This is a genomic window from Pseudogemmobacter sonorensis (assembly GCF_042762395.1).
GTDB classification, from domain to species: Bacteria; Pseudomonadota; Alphaproteobacteria; order Rhodobacterales; family Rhodobacteraceae; genus Pseudogemmobacter; species Pseudogemmobacter sonorensis.
The window spans coordinates 106,829-125,071 of the sequence record NZ_JBEFZE010000011.1; the positions used below are offsets into that span (position 1 = coordinate 106,829).

At 60.3% G+C, this 18,243-nt stretch carries 17 protein-coding genes; 5 read left to right on the forward strand and 12 right to left on the reverse strand.

The genetic code is table 11. The annotated features are described in order from the left end of the window. Positions 1–6: 6 nt before the first annotated feature. From ABNX41_RS10705 to ABNX41_RS10740, 8 genes are all read right to left on the reverse strand, one after another. Complete coding sequence (locus tag ABNX41_RS10705) at positions 7–492, reverse strand: hypothetical protein (protein ID WP_438669715.1); 486 nt, start codon at positions 490–492, stop codon at positions 7–9. Positions 493–554: 62 nt separating this feature from the next. Next, positions 555–1,706: a phage major capsid protein gene (locus ABNX41_RS10710; RefSeq protein WP_438669716.1), complete on the reverse strand. Its 1,152-nt coding sequence runs from the start codon at positions 1,704–1,706 to the stop codon at positions 555–557. Positions 1,707–1,709: 3 nt separating this feature from the next. Beyond that, positions 1,710–2,252: an HK97 family phage prohead protease gene (locus ABNX41_RS10715; RefSeq protein ID WP_438669717.1), complete on the reverse strand. Its 543-nt coding sequence runs from the start codon at positions 2,250–2,252 to the stop codon at positions 1,710–1,712. A gap of 254 nt (positions 2,253–2,506) precedes the next feature. Further along, positions 2,507–2,848 carry a gene transfer agent family protein gene (locus ABNX41_RS10720; RefSeq protein ID WP_438669718.1) on the reverse strand — a complete coding sequence of 114 codons (342 nt, stop codon included), beginning with the start codon at positions 2,846–2,848 and terminating at the stop codon, positions 2,507–2,509. Beyond that, positions 2,845–4,164: a phage portal protein gene (locus tag ABNX41_RS10725; RefSeq protein ID WP_438669719.1), complete on the reverse strand. Its 1,320-nt coding sequence runs from the start codon at positions 4,162–4,164 to the stop codon at positions 2,845–2,847. The genes ABNX41_RS10720 and ABNX41_RS10725 overlap by 4 nt, the downstream gene beginning before the upstream one ends. 359 nt (positions 4,165–4,523) lie before the next feature. After that, positions 4,524–4,988, reverse strand: coding sequence for a hypothetical protein (locus ABNX41_RS10730; RefSeq protein ID WP_438669720.1), 465 nt, complete (start codon positions 4,986–4,988; stop codon positions 4,524–4,526). Positions 4,989–6,036: 1,048 nt separating this feature from the next. Further along, the gene (locus ABNX41_RS10735; protein ID WP_438669721.1) at positions 6,037–6,765 is read right to left on the reverse strand and encodes a tyrosine-type recombinase/integrase; all 729 of its coding nucleotides are present in this window, start codon (positions 6,763–6,765) and stop codon (positions 6,037–6,039) included. A 108-nt stretch (positions 6,766–6,873) separates the two neighbouring features. Continuing rightward, positions 6,874–7,233: a hypothetical protein gene (locus ABNX41_RS10740; RefSeq protein WP_438669722.1), complete on the reverse strand. Its 360-nt coding sequence runs from the start codon at positions 7,231–7,233 to the stop codon at positions 6,874–6,876. A gap of 1,504 nt (positions 7,234–8,737) precedes the next feature. Between ABNX41_RS10740 and ABNX41_RS10745 the strand changes: the two genes are divergently transcribed. Together ABNX41_RS10745 and ABNX41_RS10750 are read left to right on the forward strand one after the other, a co-directional pair. Then, positions 8,738–9,739, forward strand: coding sequence for a DNA cytosine methyltransferase (locus ABNX41_RS10745; RefSeq protein WP_438669723.1), 1,002 nt, complete (start codon positions 8,738–8,740; stop codon positions 9,737–9,739). 74 nt (positions 9,740–9,813) lie between these two features. Further along, positions 9,814–11,955 carry an ATP-binding protein gene (locus ABNX41_RS10750; RefSeq protein ID WP_438669724.1) on the forward strand — a complete coding sequence of 714 codons (2,142 nt, stop codon included), beginning with the start codon at positions 9,814–9,816 and terminating at the stop codon, positions 11,953–11,955. A gap of 383 nt (positions 11,956–12,338) precedes the next feature. Here the strand turns inward: ABNX41_RS10750 and ABNX41_RS10755 are convergent, their stop codons facing one another. Beyond that, positions 12,339–12,803: a hypothetical protein gene (locus ABNX41_RS10755; RefSeq protein ID WP_438669725.1), complete on the reverse strand. Its 465-nt coding sequence runs from the start codon at positions 12,801–12,803 to the stop codon at positions 12,339–12,341. Beyond that, positions 12,800–13,735, reverse strand: a complete 936-nt coding sequence (locus ABNX41_RS10760) for a ParA family protein (RefSeq protein WP_438669726.1) — start codon at positions 13,733–13,735, stop codon at positions 12,800–12,802. Before ABNX41_RS10760 ends, ABNX41_RS10755 begins: the two co-directional genes overlap by 4 nt. Positions 13,736–14,127: 392 nt before the next feature. Between ABNX41_RS10760 and ABNX41_RS10765 the strand changes: the two genes are divergently transcribed. Together ABNX41_RS10765 and ABNX41_RS10770 are read left to right on the forward strand one after the other, a co-directional pair. Further along, the gene (locus ABNX41_RS10765; protein ID WP_438669727.1) at positions 14,128–16,215 is read left to right on the forward strand and encodes a ParB/RepB/Spo0J family partition protein; all 2,088 of its coding nucleotides are present in this window, start codon (positions 14,128–14,130) and stop codon (positions 16,213–16,215) included. 182 nt (positions 16,216–16,397) lie between these two features. Further along, entirely contained in the window at positions 16,398–16,814 is a 417-nt protein-coding gene (locus ABNX41_RS10770; RefSeq protein ID WP_438669728.1) for a hypothetical protein, read from the forward strand. 19 nt (positions 16,815–16,833) lie between these two features. Here the strand turns inward: ABNX41_RS10770 and ABNX41_RS10775 are convergent, their stop codons facing one another. Together ABNX41_RS10775 and ABNX41_RS10780 are read right to left on the reverse strand one after the other, a co-directional pair. Next, positions 16,834–17,364, reverse strand: a complete 531-nt coding sequence (locus ABNX41_RS10775) for a GNAT family N-acetyltransferase (protein ID WP_438669729.1) — start codon at positions 17,362–17,364, stop codon at positions 16,834–16,836. Next, positions 17,352–17,795, reverse strand: coding sequence for a type II toxin-antitoxin system TacA family antitoxin (locus ABNX41_RS10780; RefSeq protein ID WP_438669730.1), 444 nt, complete (start codon positions 17,793–17,795; stop codon positions 17,352–17,354). Before ABNX41_RS10780 ends, ABNX41_RS10775 begins: the two co-directional genes overlap by 13 nt. Between ABNX41_RS10780 and ABNX41_RS10785 the strand changes: the two genes are divergently transcribed. Beyond that, the gene (locus ABNX41_RS10785; RefSeq protein WP_438669731.1) at positions 17,782–18,033 is read left to right on the forward strand and encodes a putative quinol monooxygenase; all 252 of its coding nucleotides are present in this window, start codon (positions 17,782–17,784) and stop codon (positions 18,031–18,033) included. The two genes, ABNX41_RS10780 and ABNX41_RS10785, sit on opposite strands and share 14 nt — an antisense overlap. Positions 18,034–18,243: the final 210 nt, after the last annotated feature.

Genomic DNA, 18,243 nt, shown 5'->3' on the forward strand with positions numbered 1-18,243 from the left:
GCCCCCTTACGGGTCAACCGCTTCGGCGGCGGGAACCTCGAACACGGCCCCGTCGATCCCGAGGCGAAGCGTGGTGCGGGTCACGTTGTCCTCGGTGCCGAAGTTGTTGCGAACCGAAAGCACCACGGCCCGGAAATAAAAGGTGGTCCCGGTGCCCCCGGCGGGCGCGTCTTCCAGCACCACGCGGAAGGCGTAGGGCAGATGATCCTCGAAGGCGGCTTTCGCGGCGATCTGGCCCGCGTCCAGCGGATCGCGCCCCACGATCAGTTCGATGGTTCCGGCATCAAAGCTGCCTTTCATGCGCCGGGTGTGACGGTCGCCCAGAGCCTTGAAGGTCAGTTCCGTCGCCTCGGCGCCCCATTCGCCAAGGTCTTCAACAGGGGTGATCTCGGCCCAGCCGGTGGTGATCGCCTGAAATTCGGCCAGCGTGTCGGCGGTGGTGGTCGCGGGGCCGATGAAGACCTTTGCCCCTGCGGTTGCGTTGATAGCCATGGCATTTGCCCTCTGGTGATGGTGTCAGGGGTGAACGGCGGCTGATCCGCCGCCCTCGGTCATCAGGCTTCGATGGTCAGGAAGCGGAAGGCTTCGGCCTTGGTCATCGCCCCGCCCACGCGGCGGCGGGCATGAAAGCGCACAAGCCCATTCACCTGCACCGAATAGGGGTCGCGCAGAACCGACAGGTTCACCCGGTCGAAGATGCGGAAGCCTGCCGCGAAGTCCCCGAAGATGAGGGGGATTGCCCCGTCTTCGGCGTCCGGCAGATCGGGGAATTCGATCACCGGACGGCCCAGAATGGTGGCCGGGTTGCCTTCGGCGAGGCTGTCATGCCAGAGAAAATCCCCGTTCTCGTTGCGCAGCAGGCGGATTTTCCCGATGGTGGTGCGGTTCATCGCCCAGACCGCGTTCGCGGCGTAGAAACTCGGCAGCGAGTGATAAAGCGCAATCAGTTCCTCGGCGAGGATGGTCGCCCCATCGGTGGTGATGCCCGGCACGGTGGTTTCGGTCAGAAGCCCCTTCGGCTGTCCGATGCCGGTGCCAGCGATGAAGGCGGCGCTTTCCGCCCGTCCGAATTCCTCGGCGAAGTCGCGGGCAAGTTCGCTTTCGATGTCAAAGGCGGCATCTTCCAGAAGGCGGTTGCTCACGTCCACATGGCAGGCAAGTTCGTGCACGTCGATCTTCTGTTGCCCGTAGGCGGGTTGGGTGTTCGGGGTTGCAGCCCCTTCCCCCACCCATGCGGCGGTAAGAGTGCCGGTGCGCTTGGGCAGCAGGATTTCGCCCGCGCTGGTGGCGGCGACACGCGCGGCGGTGCGGATCGGCGAGAATTCGACAAGCAGCCGGTCGAGTTCGGTCAGAAACTGTTCCGGGGCGAGGAAACCGCCTGCCGTATCGGTGGAGACGTTCAGGGCGCGGACTTCATCCGCCTGCATCCGCTCCACCCCGGTGCGCACGAAAGACGCAAAGGCCCGGCGCTCGGCATTGGGTTCGGTCGTGTTCTCGGTGCCGGTGCCGGGGCGGTTCAGCCGGGTTTCCAGCGCCGCGATGCGATCCTGTGCCGCCCGCAGTTCGGTGCTGTGCCGGGTCTGGGCCTCGGTCGCGGCGGTGCGCAGTTCGGTGACGGCGGCAATGGCTTCGGTCAGATCGCCCGGCGGATCGTTGCGGGTTTCAACCGGCAGCCTCGAACGGGTTTCGATGCGATGGTGTTTCATGGGTCAGTTCCCTTTCAGGGTGGCGGTGGTGGAGCGGCAGGCGTCGAGGAAGGCGGCGAGGTCGGAGGCGGAGCGGGTCGAGGTGACACGCGATCCCGGCACGGCGGCGATTGCCACCACGCTGATTTCGACAAGGCGGGCCTCGGTGATCCGGCGAATGCCCCCGGAAAGGCGTTCGTCTTTCAGGGTGCGGAAACCGATGGACAATCCGCCGATGTCGCCCGCTTGCAGCAGGGCGCGCACCTCTTGGGCCTTGTTGACGGCGAGATTGAGCTTGCCCCGGACGTGAAGCCCATCCGCCCGCGCTTCGATCCCGGACCATGAACCGATCACCTGCGCGGGGTCGTGACTCCACAGCATCGGCACCGATCCGCGAACCGAAGCGAAAGCCCCCGGCGCGAATTCGGTGCGGTAAGAGTCCACAACCCCGAAGCGGACGGCGATGCCCTCAAGGGTGCCGTCTTCCGTGATGGGCGAGAACCGCACTTCGGCATCGGCCAATTCGGTGGTGGCGACTTGCCGGGCCTCGGGTGCAATCAGATTCATGGGATCGTTCATTTATCGTGCCTTTCCAAAGACATGATGCCAACCGCCCCGCTTTCCGGGTTTGCCCACCCGGCACTTGGCCAAGCCCATATCGTCGGCGTGTGTGCGCAGGCAGCGCGTGAGATTGTTAATCTGTGAACGGCGGGGGTTCGGCCCGTAGACATGCGCGGCCAGTTCTTCGGTGCTGGCCCGGCGCTGCGGCTCGGCATCGAACAGTGCAGTGACTGATCGCTGGATATGGCCCGGCCCACGACTCATGCCTTGCCCTCCTGCGTGGTTGAGGCGGGCGCGGTGCCGGTCATGAGGTGATCGAGAACCGCGACGGCCAGCGCGAAGCCTTCCAGCACCGGCCGGGGCACGACATAGGACGCGATCAGGGCAGCGGCTTCCTGCGGATCGGTGCCCCCGCCGATCAGGGCAAGGCGGATGGTGTGGTGCAGGTGTGCAAGGTGGAAATCGCCAGCCATGAACCGGCGGGCGAAACCGCCGATCCCTTGGCCGGTCAGGCGCTCAAGCTCGGCCACAAGCTCGGGGGTCAGCAGGAAATCGCGTTCCTGATCCCCGAAGAAAATGTGGAGGGCGGGGGCTTCGGTCATTCGTCGCCCTCCTGCGGATCGGTCTTGGCAGGGGTGGTGGCGCTGGTCGTGTAGGGGTTTTGGAGCACGTTCCCGCCGGGCAACGGCGGCAGGTTCAGGCCCTGCCGCACCTCGTTCGCGGTCATGGCCCCCATGGAGCGATATTGCCCGTAGGCGGTGGCACGGGTGGCGAAGTCGGCCCGCAACAGGGCATCGGTCAAGTGCTCCACAAAGACGCTGGGGCGATCCTCGGGGGCGATCAGTTTCAGGGTGATTTCGGCCTCCCAGCGGGCAAGCCAAGGTGCAAGCGTGTAGGTCAGGAATTGCTGCCCACCGGTCTCGGCATTGGCCCAAGTCTGGCGGCTGTAATCCATCAGCAGGACAGGCGGAACGCGCAGGACGCGGGCGATTTCGGTCAGCGAGAGTTGCCAGATTTCCAGAAACTGGCTGTCCACCGAATTGAACGACAGAGGGGTGAAGTTGCCTCCTTCTTCCAAAACAGCGGTGCCGCCATTGTGCTGCCCTGAGGTCGCGGCCTGCCAACTCGCCTTCATCCGGGTGGCAGCCTCTGCGCTCAATTTCGCCGGAAAGTGGAGAAGGCCGGAGGGGCGGCCACCATTTGCAAACAAACGGCTCGCGTAGCCTTGCAGGACGATCAGCAGGCCGATGGCGTCCTTTGCTTCCATGAGCGGCGAGCGGCCCGACACGGCATCGGTGCTGGCAGGGCTGGGCGCTCGCAGGTGCAGCACGTCACGAAAGGTCAGGACGCGGGTCGCGGTGCCGGACTGAACGCGGTAGCTCGGTTCGCCGGACAGGCTGTCCACGGCGATGCTGACGGCTTGGGGGTGCAGGCGATGAAGCTCCCGGGGCTGCCCGGTCCCGTCCCGCACGATCTGGGCAAAGGCATTGCCGCGACAGATTGCGTCAGCGGTCAGAAGCTCGCGAAGTTGCGGGCCTCGGGTCCACGGGTTGGCATCGGCGTTCAAAAGCTGGAAGGCGGGGTGGTCGTGGTCACGATCCCGGGAGCCGTCCTGTGCCCGGCGGTAGGCGTGAAGCGGCAGGATGCTGACGGCTTCCGCGATGGCCTTCACCCCGGCGGCGACAGCAGGCACCCGCAGCGCGGTGACAGGCGAGACCGAAACATCAGCCGCAGCCGTGTGCCCGCCGAACAGTTCGACAAGCGACAGGTCAAGCGCCCGCTGTTCAGGCGGGGCGGTCGGTTCGGTCGGGGTGAAACGGCTGAAAGGCCACATGCAGAGCACCAGAGCAATCTTCGGGGGATCGCTGCGGCGGTGCTGCCGCTCCGGTGCCACGGTCGCCCGGCGGGCGGATGGCATCAAGCCGGATCAGATTACGCGCCATTGCCCGACAGGTCAAGGCGGGCGGTCGCGGGTGGTATAGATCGTGCCCCGGTGCGGAAGGGGGGCTATTGGGGGGAAGGCCCCGGAGGGGAGAAGCCTGTTTCTTGAAGCGGAGCGTATAGCGTGAACGCGCAGGCGGTCACCTCTCCCCATCTCACTTATCATTCAATCAAATATAGTATTCTACTATTTGATCATTCTACTATTTGATCCGGTCAAATTTAGAAATTTATGTAGCAAAAACAAGAAAATCACTGTTTTTCACATCCCGAAAAACGGCTATTTCATGCCAAAGTATCCGGTCAAATTTAGAACCTAAAAATGACCGGATACTTTCAGGGCAGGAGCGTGTCCCGAAGCACACGGTGCTTATGGCTGCCTGCCGGGGCGAAGGGCTGAATGATGAAACTTTTCGCCACCTCCTGCGGTTCGGTCAGTCGCCGGAAAATGGTCCAGCGTTCTGCATCCGACATGCCGCCGGGAAGATCGTAGCCCCGTGCCCGCCGATACCAGCCTTTGGCTTCCGCCATATAGCGGGCATGGGCGGCACTGTTGCCTCGCGGGGCCTTTGGCTTCGGCTGGGTCGTGTAGCTGTCCCGAACGGCTTCCCATCGGCCCGGCTCGAACAGGATACGGGTCAGATCGGGGGAAGGTTTGATCCAGAGGCTTCGCTTGCCTTGCCAGAAATGGGTTTCGGAGACGATCAGGCCCGCCCCCGCCAGTTCAGCGATAGCGCGCCGGAATGTGCTCTCCGAAGGGCGTTTCTCCCCGTCTTGCAGCTTGTCCAGCCACTCGGCCACGGATCGAACGCCCAGCGTTCAAAGCGGCCCAGATCGGGGTTCCAGCGCCCGTTCGTGGACTGGTGATGCCAAAACTCCACGTCGCGGAGGATCGGCCCGCACAGGCTGTTTCTTCCGCCCGTCGCGCTGCCGACAATCGCCTTCCAGCCTTTTCGGCGGGGCACATAGGCATCGACAAGGGGGCCTTGAGACAGGATCGCCGCCCCGGTCGGAGAAAGGTGGACAGCCTTCGCCGTGGTCGCGGTAGCCTGCCACAGGGGCAGCACCGCAAGCTGTTCGGGTGTCTCGGCTGCGGCTTCATGGGCTGCCGCCACAGCGCCCTTCGATTTCATGAAGGCCCGCATCTCTGCCCGGGCCTTCGGGGAATTCAGCACGCTTGCAGGTATAGGCATGGTCGATCCTTGATCTTGGGGCACAGATCAACCATGATGTTGGTGCTGCACCTTTACCGGGGTTCAGAAATTCAGGGGCGATACCGTTGGCGCGGTTCGCCCCTTTCCATTTTGGGCTGGGGTCTGGACGTGACGCAACCGGGCGCGATGCCGGTGGGTCACAGTCTGCACCACCTACGGGCTGGGCGCTGATCCGGCGGCTTGCTTTGACAGGGCTTCCCAGCGGCGGGCATAGGCAGCCCGCATGATGGCACGGGCACTACGGACTTCGGAGGGCGTGGCCCCCTTGGACCGCAGAAATTCCGCAAGCAGGAGGCATGAGGCATCCATATGGCTTGCGATCCGGGCGGGGCCTGCCTGCGGCACAGCCTTGTAAAGGCGTTCGGCCATGCCTTGGGCGCCAAGGTTGGCCCAGACGCGCCAAGGATTTTGCGAGGGCTTCATGCCGCCCTCCTTTCGGGGTGGTTAGCAGCCCCCGGAAATTCCTTTTTGTTTTCAAAGCCCAGTTTTTTCGGGGTTAGCAAGCGCAAGGTGTTGATTTGGCAGAAAGACGGCAAAACCCTACGGGCTGCCATTCTTTCGTTTTCATGCTGATTCTCCTTTTAATTTCAGCAGGTTAACAAACTGTGTCCCACGGCTCGGGATAGCGTGTCCCATCAAGCACCCTCTGCAATGGCTCTGACGATGCGCTTGCGGTCAGCCGCTTTCGTGTATCGCTCCACCTCGGCAAGCGACGTGTGCCCGGCCATCGCGGCGATCTGGTGAACCGTCATTCCTTGCTCTGCCCAGTAGACGCAGAACGCCTTGCGAAGCCCGTGCAGCCGCGCGTCGATGCCCGCCTTCCTGGCCGCATCGCCATAGAGGTTGCCGAGGCTCTGTTCCGGTTTCAGCGCCTTGTCGACGGTCGTGTATTCGGTCGGTCCAGCGACATTGCCGGTCTCGGTCGCCGCCCAGCCTGCCGTCACCGCCGAAGTGGTCACGGGCCATTCGATAGCGCCCGAACCCACGGTGATAAGCTGCGCGCCCATCTGCGCCGCGACCGATGCCGGGAACAGCCGGTCGATGATGGGGCGGGTCTGGATCGGGTCCGGGGTGCCAGCGGCAACGGTTTCGCCCGCGCGTTGCTCGAGCGCCAGCAGGGGAACCGGGATGCCGCGATAGCCGCCCGAATTGCGCAGCTCTTGCACAACCTCGGCAGTCTTGCCCGAGAGCGCCTTGCCCTCGTCCAGATGCAGCACCGCCTGGCGCAGCTCGAACCCGGCCACAAGGTCAGCGAACTGGCGGTCAGAGCGGGTTTCCAGCTCGGCACCGGCTTCGCGGCGCTCGGTACCCCTCGCGGGTGATGGCAAGGGTGGTCGGGGCCACACCGAGCTCGTCCAGAACATCAAATCCGATGTCGGGGCTGCCCCGGCGTGGCAGGTCCAGCCGCCGATCCGCAAAGATCATGCGCAGCGCCAGCGCCCGCAAGGGCAGGTGATCGGTGGTCAGCGCGATCAACCGCGGGCGCGGGATCGGCAGGCGCTCCAGCCGCTTGCGGTTGTCGGCCAGACCCGGCCAGCTTTCCAGCACGCAGAACAGGTCATCGGCGGCGCGGTTCCGGGGGCTGCCACCATGCGCGCTGTGATTGCGGCGGCAACCGCCCATTCCCCGCCCAGCCTGTGCCGGACCCGCTTACCCTCCAGCGCCACGGTGACCACGCCCGCCGTGGTCAGGTCGGCGACACCGATGTCTTCAAAGGCGATGATGCCTGCGCGCCGCCAGAACCGATCCGGCGATATGGCCAGCAGCGTCGATGCCGCCTGCAAGGCGAGGTCAAGCCGTCCCCGCCGGACGGCCTTTTGCAGCAGGCTCATGGCCTGCCACGGCGAGATGGGAACGGGGGTTGGACGGGGGTCAACCCCCCGGTCCTGACGTCATGGGCCAGCGCTTCGCGGAAGCGTTCCATCGGGTCTCTGTGGGACATCTGCTCCTCCTTGAGCCAAGGGGAGCAGGACCGTTTTGCCCTCGGATAACGTATCTGGGGCCGGGACACAGGGAAGGGGATAGCGTCTAGATGTCTGAAATGGATGCGTTATTTCGGATTCTTGCGGCGGGAGACAAAAGCCCCCACCGCCGAAGACAGCCCGGCGACTGCGGAGGCCACGGAGCGGGAAACCGGGCTTCAGAGAACATTAGGGGCAACGAAAAATCAGTGCAGGGCTTGAAGTTGGACGCTATTCGAAATTCGTTGGAGTTGTCTCGCTTCCTATTCTGTCTCCGCCTCATCGGCGCATCTGTTCAAGGCGCGTGTTCTATATGGATTTGATCAATAGCCGCCTTAAGCATTGCGAGGGTGGGGCCGCTGCCATAGCTGTCATGGACGCTTTTCTCGGAATGTCCCATGAGAGCTTTAGAGGCTACCTCGGGCACCCCAGCATGGGTCAGGCGATCAAGTGGACTGGCCACTGTCCAGCGAAAGTAGAAAACGCCATGCCTCGAACGGCTCAGGTAGGAGTCCAGCTTCATCCTTGTGTCCCACTTCGTGGCACACCTGATGCGCGCTAGCTCTAAGTCATTGATTTATAAGGCAATGGCGGGGCATGCGGGATAGCGATGGGCACGACTTTTACTCTATAGCCCTCCCAGGAGACGCTCCGGCTTCAGGCACAGCCTCGAAGAAGTAGGCGTCGGCGACCGCGCCAAAGGGTCGGTTACATATGCTACATCACCGAAGCTGGCATTGTTCTGCGCAACATGCGTCGTCATGACCGGCCGCCCGCATTAGCCTCTTCCTGCGCCAGCCAGCGCTCGAACTGGGCCCCATGCATACCCTGCTGCTAGGTAAGCTCGCGGTAAACGGCTAACTTGGGTACTAGGCCCGGCGGCTCTGTGCTTTATCTATTCCGATCTTGTGCTCGTCTGAGAACGGCGAGTTGTTCGATTACTAGGGTGGGGTCGAAGGCATCATTAAGGTAGTCCTGAAGACCCGCAATTGCTTCACGGGCTAGTGCGTCTCTATCACGCTTTGCGGAAAAATCCCGGTTATCGCGACGAGGAATCCGCTTTGCCCTAGTTTTTCGCGGATTTTTTGCCTCCTGACGATGGAGCCCATCTCCTGCGGACGCGCTCTCCAGCACTAGAAGCCTAGCAGACGCGTATTCCCAGAGCCGACATGCTCCGGGTGAGCGCGTCCTGATCTGGCCATGCGCAGCACGTGAGACAGTTGACTGACTCACCCCCGACTCTCTTGCGATAACAGCTTGGGGCGGCATGCCCGGTAAGGCGAGCCGCTCGGCCAAGACTTTGAGATCAATGTCTTCCAAGGTGTTCGACGACTCACTCATGGGGCTTGCATAACATATGAATTGCATTAATACTATGCATATGCATGATATCCAATTCATCGACATGTTTTGCGGAGCGGGCCTTTTCAGTGCCGCTGCACTCGCGGCTGGCATGGCGCCGGCCTTTGCGATCGATCTCAGCAGCGACGCGATCGCGACCTACAACGCGAACGTTCGCCAGGTCGGAGTCGTTGGCTCGGTGATGGATGAGCGGACGCTGCCTCGCGCTGATGTGCTGATCGCTGGGCCGCCATGCCAAGGTTTCTCCACGCTGGGACGGCAAGACCCGCTCGACGTTCGAAATCGATTGTCTATGGCCGTGCCTGAGTGGGCCCACAGATGCGGGGCGCGGGTCGTAGTGATTGAGAACGTCCCACCGTTCCTCCGCTCATCGCATTGGCAGGAGTTGTCTTCGGCATTGGGAGACCTAGGCTACGGAGTACAGACTTGGGAGCTAGAGGCGGCTGACTACGGAGCGCCCCAGTATCGTCGCCGCTCTTTCACCATCGGCTCGAAGATTGGTGATGTGCAGCTCCCAATGGCTCTGAATCGAAAAATTACCGCCGGTGAGGTGCTATCGCTTCCCATCGGTTCGGATGACCCAATGCACACTTGGCCGACCCCTGTGGGAATAGCAGCGCAGCGAATTCCGCTGGTGCCGCCGCTCGGTGACAAGCGCGACATTATGCGTGCAGCGCCCGAGCTGTGCCCTCCCTCATGGAAGAAGGTGGGTTGCCAGGCGACCGACGTGTGGGGTCGGGTTAACCCTGACGAGCCCTCGAACACCATCCGCTGCGCATTCCAGAATCCTTCGAAGGGGCGCTACCTCCACCCGACCGAGGATAGAGTGCTTTCACTTCGGGAGGGAGCTCGGCTTCAGGGAGTGCCCGATTCCTGGACGTTTGTTGGGCGTCCGTATCCTGTTGCCCGGCAGATCGGAAATGGTGTTCCTGTAGCGCTTGGGAGCGCCGTGATGCGCTCCGTGGTCGACGCGATCCGTCATGAAGCGGTCGCATCAACAAGTGTGGCTGCCTGAGCCCAACATTCAAGTTGCGACGAAGCCGCGGATGGCGTCTGATGTGAGGAAACTCATGCCATAGATAGTGCTTCATGACAGCGATTCCTGGGCCAGCAAGTCTTCCCACAGATTTTCCTCTCAGTGTTCAAGGTGGAATGCTGGAGGCGCTTGGAATCAATATGTACACGACCATCGGAAAGTGCCTGGTCGAATTCGTCGCCAATGCATTTGATGGGGACGCAAAGCATGTCAACATATCAATCCCAGTAGATGAAATTCAGAAAGCCCGCAGTGACCTCCGGGCGAATGCAAAGAAGGAGGTCAAAGAAGGCAGTCGAGACCCCTTCAAAGTCTTGCTGACGCCACTTCCAACGCACATTGCCGTCGTGATTGAGGATGATGGCCACGGGATGTCTCCTCAAGATATTGAGAAGAAGTTTCTTCCATTGAACAGGAAGAGACGGGACGATGGTTCGGGAAATGAGACAAATCTCAAAACAGAAGGCGGAGAGCGCCACGTCATGGGGCGCAAGGGACTTGGAAAACTTGCCGGGTTCGGCGCTGCAGTTACCGTCAGCATCCGAACAAAAAGAAAAGGCGAGGGCTTCGCGACAACCTTTGTTATGGACTACACTGAGATTGAGCGAGCAGATGACCTTGCAAATATTCGTATTCCTGCCACCTACGAAACCGGCTTGAACCAAGATGAGCACGGGACAAGAATAACCCTATCCGGCCTAAAAGCTGACGCAGTTAAGCACTCGATTGACACTATTACTCACACTATTTCCGAAGCCTTTTTCGGAATCGAACCAGAGCAGATGGAGATAACCATCAACGGATCGGTTGTTAAGTCTCCGGCTGTGGACTATGAGTTTATTTATCCGGATGGCGCATCGAAAGATAAGCTGGCTGAACGCATTCTAAATATTGACGGAATAATCGACGTTGCGGTCCAATACATGATTGCATTTAGGCCGCGTGGTGAGCACCTACCTGTGTCGCGCCGTGGAGCAAGAATTTACTGCAATGGTCGCCTTGCGGCTGGTCCGTCCCTTTTCGATCTGCCTACGGGGATGCATAACTTCCACAGCCAGAGCTACATGGAGTGCATTGTTCGCGCTGATGACGTAGATCGGCATGGAGTCGATCTTGTGAACACCAACCGAACTCAACTTCGACACGATAATGAGGTTGTGCGGACACTTATCACGTTCATCGAAGAGCAGATGAAGGCAGCATTGTCTCACCATGCAAAATGGCGGGAGGATGCTGCGGAGAGGGAGCTTGATACCGCAAGAGAGACGCAGCCCTATGTGAAAATCATTGATCGCCTTCCGGCAAAGACAAAAGCTTCTGCAAGAAAAATGCTTAAGACTCTTGGCACGTTACATGGCTATGAGAGCGAGGAGTTCAAAGAACTTGCTCCACTAATGGTAGATACAATGAACGCCGGGCAAGTTCTGATCCGGCTTACTGAGCTCGGCCATGATCCGAAGTCTCTTCAGGTGATTGCAGGGCAAATGGCTGAGTTGGCTGAAATCGAAAAGAATGACGCACTTAAACTGTATAGGGGCAGGAGAAGTGCTATCAGGGCACTTACTTCCTTGATTGATAGAGGCGAGTATGAATTGTGGAAGAAGAAAGGAGTAGAGAAGGACCTGCATAATATTCTGAAATCAGACCCATGGCTTATAAAGCCAGAATACTCTCGCTACCTGACAAGCGATGTGGACCTAACAAAAGTTTCGACAGCTCTTGCTAAGCATTTAGAGGTTGATGCCTTTGCTCCCCTTGAAGACGCGACGCGACCCGACTTGGTTTTCGTCATGGCGGATAGTTCTACTCCTCATGTGTTGAATGTCGTTGAGCTGAAGAGCCCAAGCATTCCGTTGGACAACGACCATTTAACGCAACTCGAAACATATATGGCTAAGATTACTCGATATGCTGAAACTGAGCTGGGTAGACCATTGACTGTACACGGATTTCTAATTGGAGCCATGCCAGACGCAAAGAACCCAAACGATAAACAGTTTCTCTTGTTAGAAAAAATTAAGAATGCCCCTCCCTCAACAAAGTGGGTAGTCTTGGGGGTCAGGTCCTTGCTTGAGAAAGCGATGGACACTCACCTTTCTGTAATCAAAGCGCTTGAATCCGATTTGGATGACGAGCTTGGCGATGGTAATGTGGCAACACCCGAAACTGCAGGCGCGGGAGCTGCTCCCTCGTGACCTGAGACCCTTTTCTTCTCCGGCTTAGGGGAGAGTCGGAGGGCTGATGCTCTGCCCCCCTAGGTTTGGAGCGCCACGATCTGGAGTTCCGTGGCTCTGATTGCGGGGGCAGAGCATGTCTTCATCGCTCCGAAGGTAGAAAAAACCAACCCATCGTCATAATTTCATCGGAGGCAGTAGTAGCGACGACTCATTCCGTCGCCTTGGCCTCAACATCGCCTCGCGCAGTGGAGCGCGGGGCGATGTTTCGACTAGAGAATATTAATTGGCCAAATGTCTTTTATATATGGCTGTGGCGATGGCGCCCTGCCTGAAGTCACCAGCAACGATTTATTCTGCCAAGAATCAAAACAGACCCTATATACGTGATCTATCCTATACTTCTAAGAAGTGCGGGTCTGTCTCTGTGCCTCTTCGGAAATAATTGCAAGAGATTCTTCATGCTGAACTGCAGAAGAGATCATTTTGACGATTTCGTCTCGGGAAACACGATCCATGCGCGACTTGGCGATACCAAAGCGCTCTGTTCCAACAGAGATCAGATCCGACTTTGTTAAGTCTGTCCGCGCCAATATCTCACGAACTTTCTCCAGTGAAAGTGATTGAAAATCTAACTCTTCCTCAAAATCAAACTTATTCTGCTCCATGAATTCATTGATAGCTTTAGCAGCAGGGACGGCTTTCGCCGCGATCAGTATCGAGGCTATCTCTTGCAGCGCATCGCTCATTGCAACGTTTCCAGTCAAGGGGTCGCGATGAAGTGCAGCTAAATGTTTCAGGTATCGACCTACATCAGCAGACGTGATCTGTTTTCGGCGAGATTTTGATGTAAGAATCTTGCTTTTCATAGCGCGTCAATCCTCAATTTGAGCGCATCGGTCAAGTTCTTATACATCGTATGAAATCCGCGGTTGCCGACGTTCTGATTATTTGCGCGATCATAAACTGGAACACCCTCCGCCAGCGCCTGCGAAACGCCTGTTCCGGCTTCGATATAAGGTTTTACGAGGCTTGTTTTCCAGTAGCGTTGAAGGGAAGCCAAGTGCTGCGTGTGATCGTCAGTATAGCCTGAAGCGGCGGGGCCATGTGTTTGAATTCGAGTGATCGCCACACCCGCTAATTTCGTATCGGGCACATGCATCGCGCGTGGGGTCCCCATCGCCGCTAACGCTTTCAGGCGCGTATCAATCCCAACTTTGACCATACTGTATAAATGGGGAGCGCCACGCTCCATAACAGCTTCAGGAATGACTGGTATAATATAGCCGTGGCTGGCGGCAATAGCATTTTGGGAGACGATCTTCGTCGCTGGCGGGCAATCGAAAATAATATAGTCGAACTCGCCATCGACACCAGATTCCTCAAGCCAGCGACACATAAGCGTCCGCTTGTTCCATTCAGATTGGATGGCATTACCGTGATGCGAAGCGGTAAGCTCGATCTCAATATCGTCGAGTTGCAGGCTGGCCGGAACGATTTTCAGATTCCCATAGTAGTGCGAATTAAGCTGCGTGTTCGATATAATCTCCTTGCCGGGCATCGTTTGCGACTGCCCTATGAACGGTTTAAACACCTCGTTGACCGTTCTATCGGCTGATACACGAGCGTTCCACGCTTGCGGCCCAAGGCACACGATAGAAAGGCTACTCTGGTGATCCATGTCCACGACAAGGACTTTGGCAGGAGCGTGGTAGCGGACAAGCCCAGCGGCAAGTTGGAATGCGAGCGTCGTTTTGCCAACGCCTCCTTTGAAGTTGATGATGCTTACTCGCTTTGCCACCCTCGATTCCTCTGCTGATGCCGTTGTTGTAGGCATGACTATACACATCGGCTGGCGGGAACCGAACAATGAAACCGAGAACTACACTTACAGTACCGACTTCAACCGATTCGTGATCCGGTTCTTCTGCCCGGCCTCCGCTTCGCTCTGGCTGGGCGGGTTGCTTGGGGGCGCTGCCCCCTGGCGCGGCACAAGGGCGGCCGGGCGGTATCCCCAGCCTTCCGCGCGGATGCGTGCTCTCGCACCTTCGTCATGACTTCGATCCGCTTCGTGCAGGCCGGGTGATCCCCCTCCGCCCGTCCGCCCTTGCGCCTTGCACCCCCCGGTCTCGGCGACGGCCAGGGTTGCAGCGCAGCGCTGCGCTCCAACCCAGACCCATAAGGATCAAGATCATGACGACCAATGCCACGACCACGACCGTTCCCGAACATGGCGAAACGGTTTTCATCCCGCTCAACAAGCTGAAAAAGCATCCGAAGAACGCCCGGAAGACCCCGCATAGCGAAGCGTCTATCGAGGGGAAGGCGGCGAGCATCGCCGCCAAGGGCATCCTGCAAAACCTTGTGGTGGAGCCGGAACTTGACGCGGACGGCCAGCCGACCGGCTCCTATCTCGTCAGCATCGGGGAAGGCCGCAGGCTGGCGCAGCTTCTGCGCGCCAAGCGCAAGGAGATCAAGAAGACCGAGCCGATCCGCTGCGTCATCGACACCGCGAACGACGCGGCGGAGATCAGCCTTGACGAGAACGTCAACCGCGAGAACCTGCACCCTGCCGACGAGTTCGAGCGCTTCCGCGAGCTTTCGGAAAATCGCGGATGGGGCGCGGAGGAAATCGCGGCCCGGTTCGGCAAGTCCGCCCATGTCGTGAAGCAGCGGCTTCGCCTTGGAGCCGTCAGCCCCAAGCTCATTCAGGTTTACCGCGATGGCGGGCTGACCATGGACCAGTTGCAGGCGTTCGCCATCACCGACGACCACGACCGGCAGGAGCAGGTTTATGAGAACCTTTCCCACAACAAGGAACCGTGGATCATCCGCCGCGACCTGACCGCGAGCAATGTCGCGGCTTCGGATCGGCGGGCGGTGTTCGTGGGCGCAGAAGCCTATATAGAGGCGGGCGGCAACATCATCCGTGACCTGTTCACGGAGGATCGCGGCGGCTTCTACGAGGACGCCGCTCTGCTGGACCGGCTTGCGCTGGACAAGCTGGAAAGGATCGCCGCCGACGTTCAGGAGGCAGAAGCGTGGAAGTGGGTTTCGGCCTATATCGACTGGCCCCACGCCCACGGCATGCGCCGCACCTATCCGCAGCCGGTGGAGCTTTCCGAGCAACAGGAAGCCGCCTACGACGCCGCGCAGGAGGAACTTGAGCGCCTGTCGGCGGAATGGCAGGACTCGGACGTGGACCTGCCGTCCGAAGTGGATACGCGGTTCGCGGAGCTTGAAGCCGAGATCGAGCGCATCGACGGGCTGCGCCATGCCTACGATCCCGACGAGATCGGACGCGGCGGCGTTTTTGTGGTTCTGAACCATGACGGGGAAGCCCGGATCGAGCGCGGTTTCATCCGCGCCGAGGACGAAGCCCCGGAGCCGGAGGAAGCCGAAAGCGCGGATGGCGGCACCGTCATCGACGGCGTTCGCGTCAACGCCGATGGCGAGATCATCGGGGAAGACGGCGAGTATGACGAGGACGGGAACCACGTTTCCGCGCTCGACACCGAGGACGAGGAAGCAGAAGAAGACGGCAAGCCGATTTCCGATCTTCTGATCCGCGACCTGACCGCCCACAGGACGATTGGCCTGCGTCTCGCCCTTGGCGAGCAGCCGGACATGGCCTTGATCGCCGTCACCCATGCGCTTGCCGCGCAGACCTTCTATCGCGGCGTGGACGCTCACGCCCTCGAAATCCGCCCGATCAGCGCCAGCCTTGGCGGGCATGCGGACGGCATCGAGGACATGGCAGCGGCGAAGGCGCTGGCTGATCGTCATGCCGGATGGGCGGCGGACATGCCGCGCGACGTGGCCGACCTTTGGGGTTTCATCGCCGGGCTGGACCATGCCAGCGTCATGGGGCTGTTCGCCCATTGCGCCGCGCAGACCGTCAACGCCCTCAAGCTGCCGTGGGAGCAGAACAAGCGCCATGCCCATGCAACGGCGGACAGGCTGGCGACGGCGGTTGCGCTCGACATGACGGCGCACTGGACACCGACCGTCCGGGCCTATCTCGGGCGCGTCACCAAGGCCCATATCCTCGACGCCGTGCGGGAGGCCGTTAGCGACGAGGCAGCGGAGCAGATGGCGGGTAAGAAGAAGCCGGAGATGGCCGAAGCCGCCGAGCAGAAGCTGGCCGGAACCGGCTGGCTTCCGCCCGTGCTGCGCACCGAGCCGTCCGCATGGCTGGCCGATGAGCAGTCGCAGCCTCTCGCCGTCGAGGCCGTGCCGGAACCGCAGAACGATGACCAGTTCACCGTCGCGGCGGAATGAACGGCAGGCCGGGACCGCGCAAGCGGTCCCGGCCTGCCACCCGGAAAAAACGCGGCCGCGCGGCTTCCCCGCGCGGCCGGATGACCTCGACAGGATGGAAAAGCATCGGCACCATACCAGACATGCAGCCACTGACAGGCAACTGCATGAAAGGCGGTGCGGCAACTCAAAGGTGAAAGATCATGGTCGCTGTCATGTTCATGAGCGTTGCGCTGGTCGCGCTTCTCTGCGTCCTCGCCTATACGCTCGCAATCTACGCGCTGCCCTTCTTCGTCGGGTTGACCGCTGCGCAGTTCGCCTATCAGACCGGCTCGGGCCTGATAGGCGCGGGTCTGGTCGGCCTGTTCTCCGCTGGCGTTGCGTTCGGCATCCTGGCCGGGCTGTTCGAGACGATCCGTTCACCCGTTATCCGTCTGATCGTCGCCCTGATCTTCGCCGCGCCCGCCGCCGTTGCGGGCTATGCGCTGGTCTATGGCATCACGCGCGAGGCCGTGCCCTCCGAAATCTGGCGGCAAATCTTCTGCATCGTTGGGGGTGGATTCGTCGGCATCGCCGCCATGATGCGGCTGGCGAGCGGCGTTGCCCAGCCCGCCAGATAGACGGCGGCGCTACGCGCCCCTAGCCGAACCCCGCGACCACCGTTTCGATGGGCAGGAACAGCGTCCGGCTATCCTCGGGATATTCGATGAACTCTGCGCAGCGCAGATAAAAGCGCTTCGCCGCATCGTCCTTGGCCTGAACCAGAACCGCGCCGATGCCGATGCTTTGCGAGGCCAGCGCGATCCGGCGCAGCGCGTCCGACAGCAGGTCCGCGCCGAGGCCCTTGCCCGCATGGTCGAGGCTGATGGCCAGCCGCCCGATAACCGAAACCGGAATCGTGTCGGGCGCATTGCGCCGCACCTTGCCCGGCGCGGCTGCGCGGTCAACCGACCCTGCCGATATGCAGAAATAGCCGACAACCCGATTTCCTGCGCAGACGACATAGGTGCGCGAGAACCGACTTTCGTTCTTCAAGGCCCGATGCCGCAGCCAGTCGTTCAGCACCGGCTCACCGCAATCGAACGCCGATAGATCATGCTCGACGGTCAGGGGAACGGGGGCCGACAGTCGCGGTGCGGGCTGGTCCAGCGCGTCGTCTATTTCTGCCATGCCGGGGTCCGGCGCAGCAGGGCCTTGAGCTTCGGTCCCGGCGCGGGCGGATTGTCGAGCGCCTGCATGAAAGCGTCGTAGCGCTCGGGATCGAGCGTGAACAGGCGCTGGTCGAGCAGCACATCGACGGCTTGCCGACGCGCGCTTTCCACCATGAACTCGGTGCGCGTCTTGCCGAGCACCGCCGCCGCATCGTCGATGAGCTGGCGGGTGACGGTCTCGATCCGCAGGTTGATGCTGCCCTTGGCGTCGGACGCAGAAGCGCGCGCCGCGACAGCAGCGGAACGGACGGGTTCGGAAGGAGTTACACGAGTTTTTGCCATAGCCGAAATATGGATTGTTGTATCCACAATGTCAATACGCTCGCACTTCCCGTAGGATCGGGCAACACCTGATTCCGAGAAGAAGGATATTCGCATGCTCAAGGTCATCGCCAAGGATTTCATCAAGCCGGAAGCGGTGGAGATCGTTCTGCCGCTTTACCGCGAACTGGTCGAAAAGACCCGGCAGGAAGACCTCTGCATCGCCTATGACCTGTTCATCGACCAGAAAGACCCCGGACATTTCGTCTTCATCGAGGAATGGCCGGATCGGGCAGCCTTGGACGCCCATTGCGGCACCGAGCATTTCACGCGGCTGGTCCCGCTCATCAACGCCCATCAGCGGTAGGAGGCGACCTTCATCCTGATGGATGCGTTTCCATCTTGAGGCGATCAGCGCTGTAGGTTTCAGCAGAAGGGTTTGGGCGTTGCCCTTCTCTAATCGGCGTGGTGAGGTCAAGCACTTTCGAGCTTTCAGCTTGCGCGGCGTTTAACGCATTGGTTAGACTTCACATTTTTCTTTTTGGAGTCGTGCAGGAAGACTGACGTGGTTCAATCT

Bases quoted from the DNA above. Each gene is read 5' to 3' on its own strand.
- ABNX41_RS10705 (WP_438669715.1), bottom strand. From the start codon at position 492: ATGGCTATCAACGCAACCGCAGGGGCAAAGGTCTTCATCGGCCCCGCG.
- ABNX41_RS10710 (WP_438669716.1), bottom strand. From the start codon at position 1,706: ATGAAACACCATCGCATCGAAACCCGTTCGAGGCTGCCGGTTGAAACC.
- ABNX41_RS10715 (WP_438669717.1), bottom strand. From the start codon at position 2,252: ATGAATCTGATTGCACCCGAGGCCCGGCAAGTCGCCACCACCGAATTG.
- ABNX41_RS10720 (WP_438669718.1), bottom strand. From the start codon at position 2,848: ATGACCGAAGCCCCCGCCCTCCACATTTTCTTCGGGGATCAGGAACGC.
- ABNX41_RS10725 (WP_438669719.1), bottom strand. From the start codon at position 4,164: ATGCCATCCGCCCGCCGGGCGACCGTGGCACCGGAGCGGCAGCACCGC.
- ABNX41_RS10735 (WP_438669721.1), bottom strand. From the start codon at position 6,765: ATGTTCTGGACGAGCTCGGTGTGGCCCCGACCACCCTTGCCATCACCC.
- ABNX41_RS10740 (WP_438669722.1), bottom strand. From the start codon at position 7,233: ATGAGCCTGCTGCAAAAGGCCGTCCGGCGGGGACGGCTTGACCTCGCC.
- ABNX41_RS10745 (WP_438669723.1), top strand. From the start codon at position 8,738: ATGCATATGCATGATATCCAATTCATCGACATGTTTTGCGGAGCGGGC.
- ABNX41_RS10750 (WP_438669724.1), top strand. From the start codon at position 9,814: ATGACAGCGATTCCTGGGCCAGCAAGTCTTCCCACAGATTTTCCTCTC.
- ABNX41_RS10755 (WP_438669725.1), bottom strand. From the start codon at position 12,803: ATGAAAAGCAAGATTCTTACATCAAAATCTCGCCGAAAACAGATCACG.
- ABNX41_RS10765 (WP_438669727.1), top strand. From the start codon at position 14,128: ATGACGACCAATGCCACGACCACGACCGTTCCCGAACATGGCGAAACG.
- ABNX41_RS10770 (WP_438669728.1), top strand. From the start codon at position 16,398: ATGGTCGCTGTCATGTTCATGAGCGTTGCGCTGGTCGCGCTTCTCTGC.
- ABNX41_RS10775 (WP_438669729.1), bottom strand. From the start codon at position 17,364: ATGGCAGAAATAGACGACGCGCTGGACCAGCCCGCACCGCGACTGTCG.
- ABNX41_RS10785 (WP_438669731.1), top strand. From the start codon at position 17,782: ATGCTCAAGGTCATCGCCAAGGATTTCATCAAGCCGGAAGCGGTGGAG.
- ABNX41_RS10780 (WP_438669730.1), bottom strand. From the start codon at position 17,795: ATGACCTTGAGCATGCGAATATCCTTCTTCTCGGAATCAGGTGTTGCC.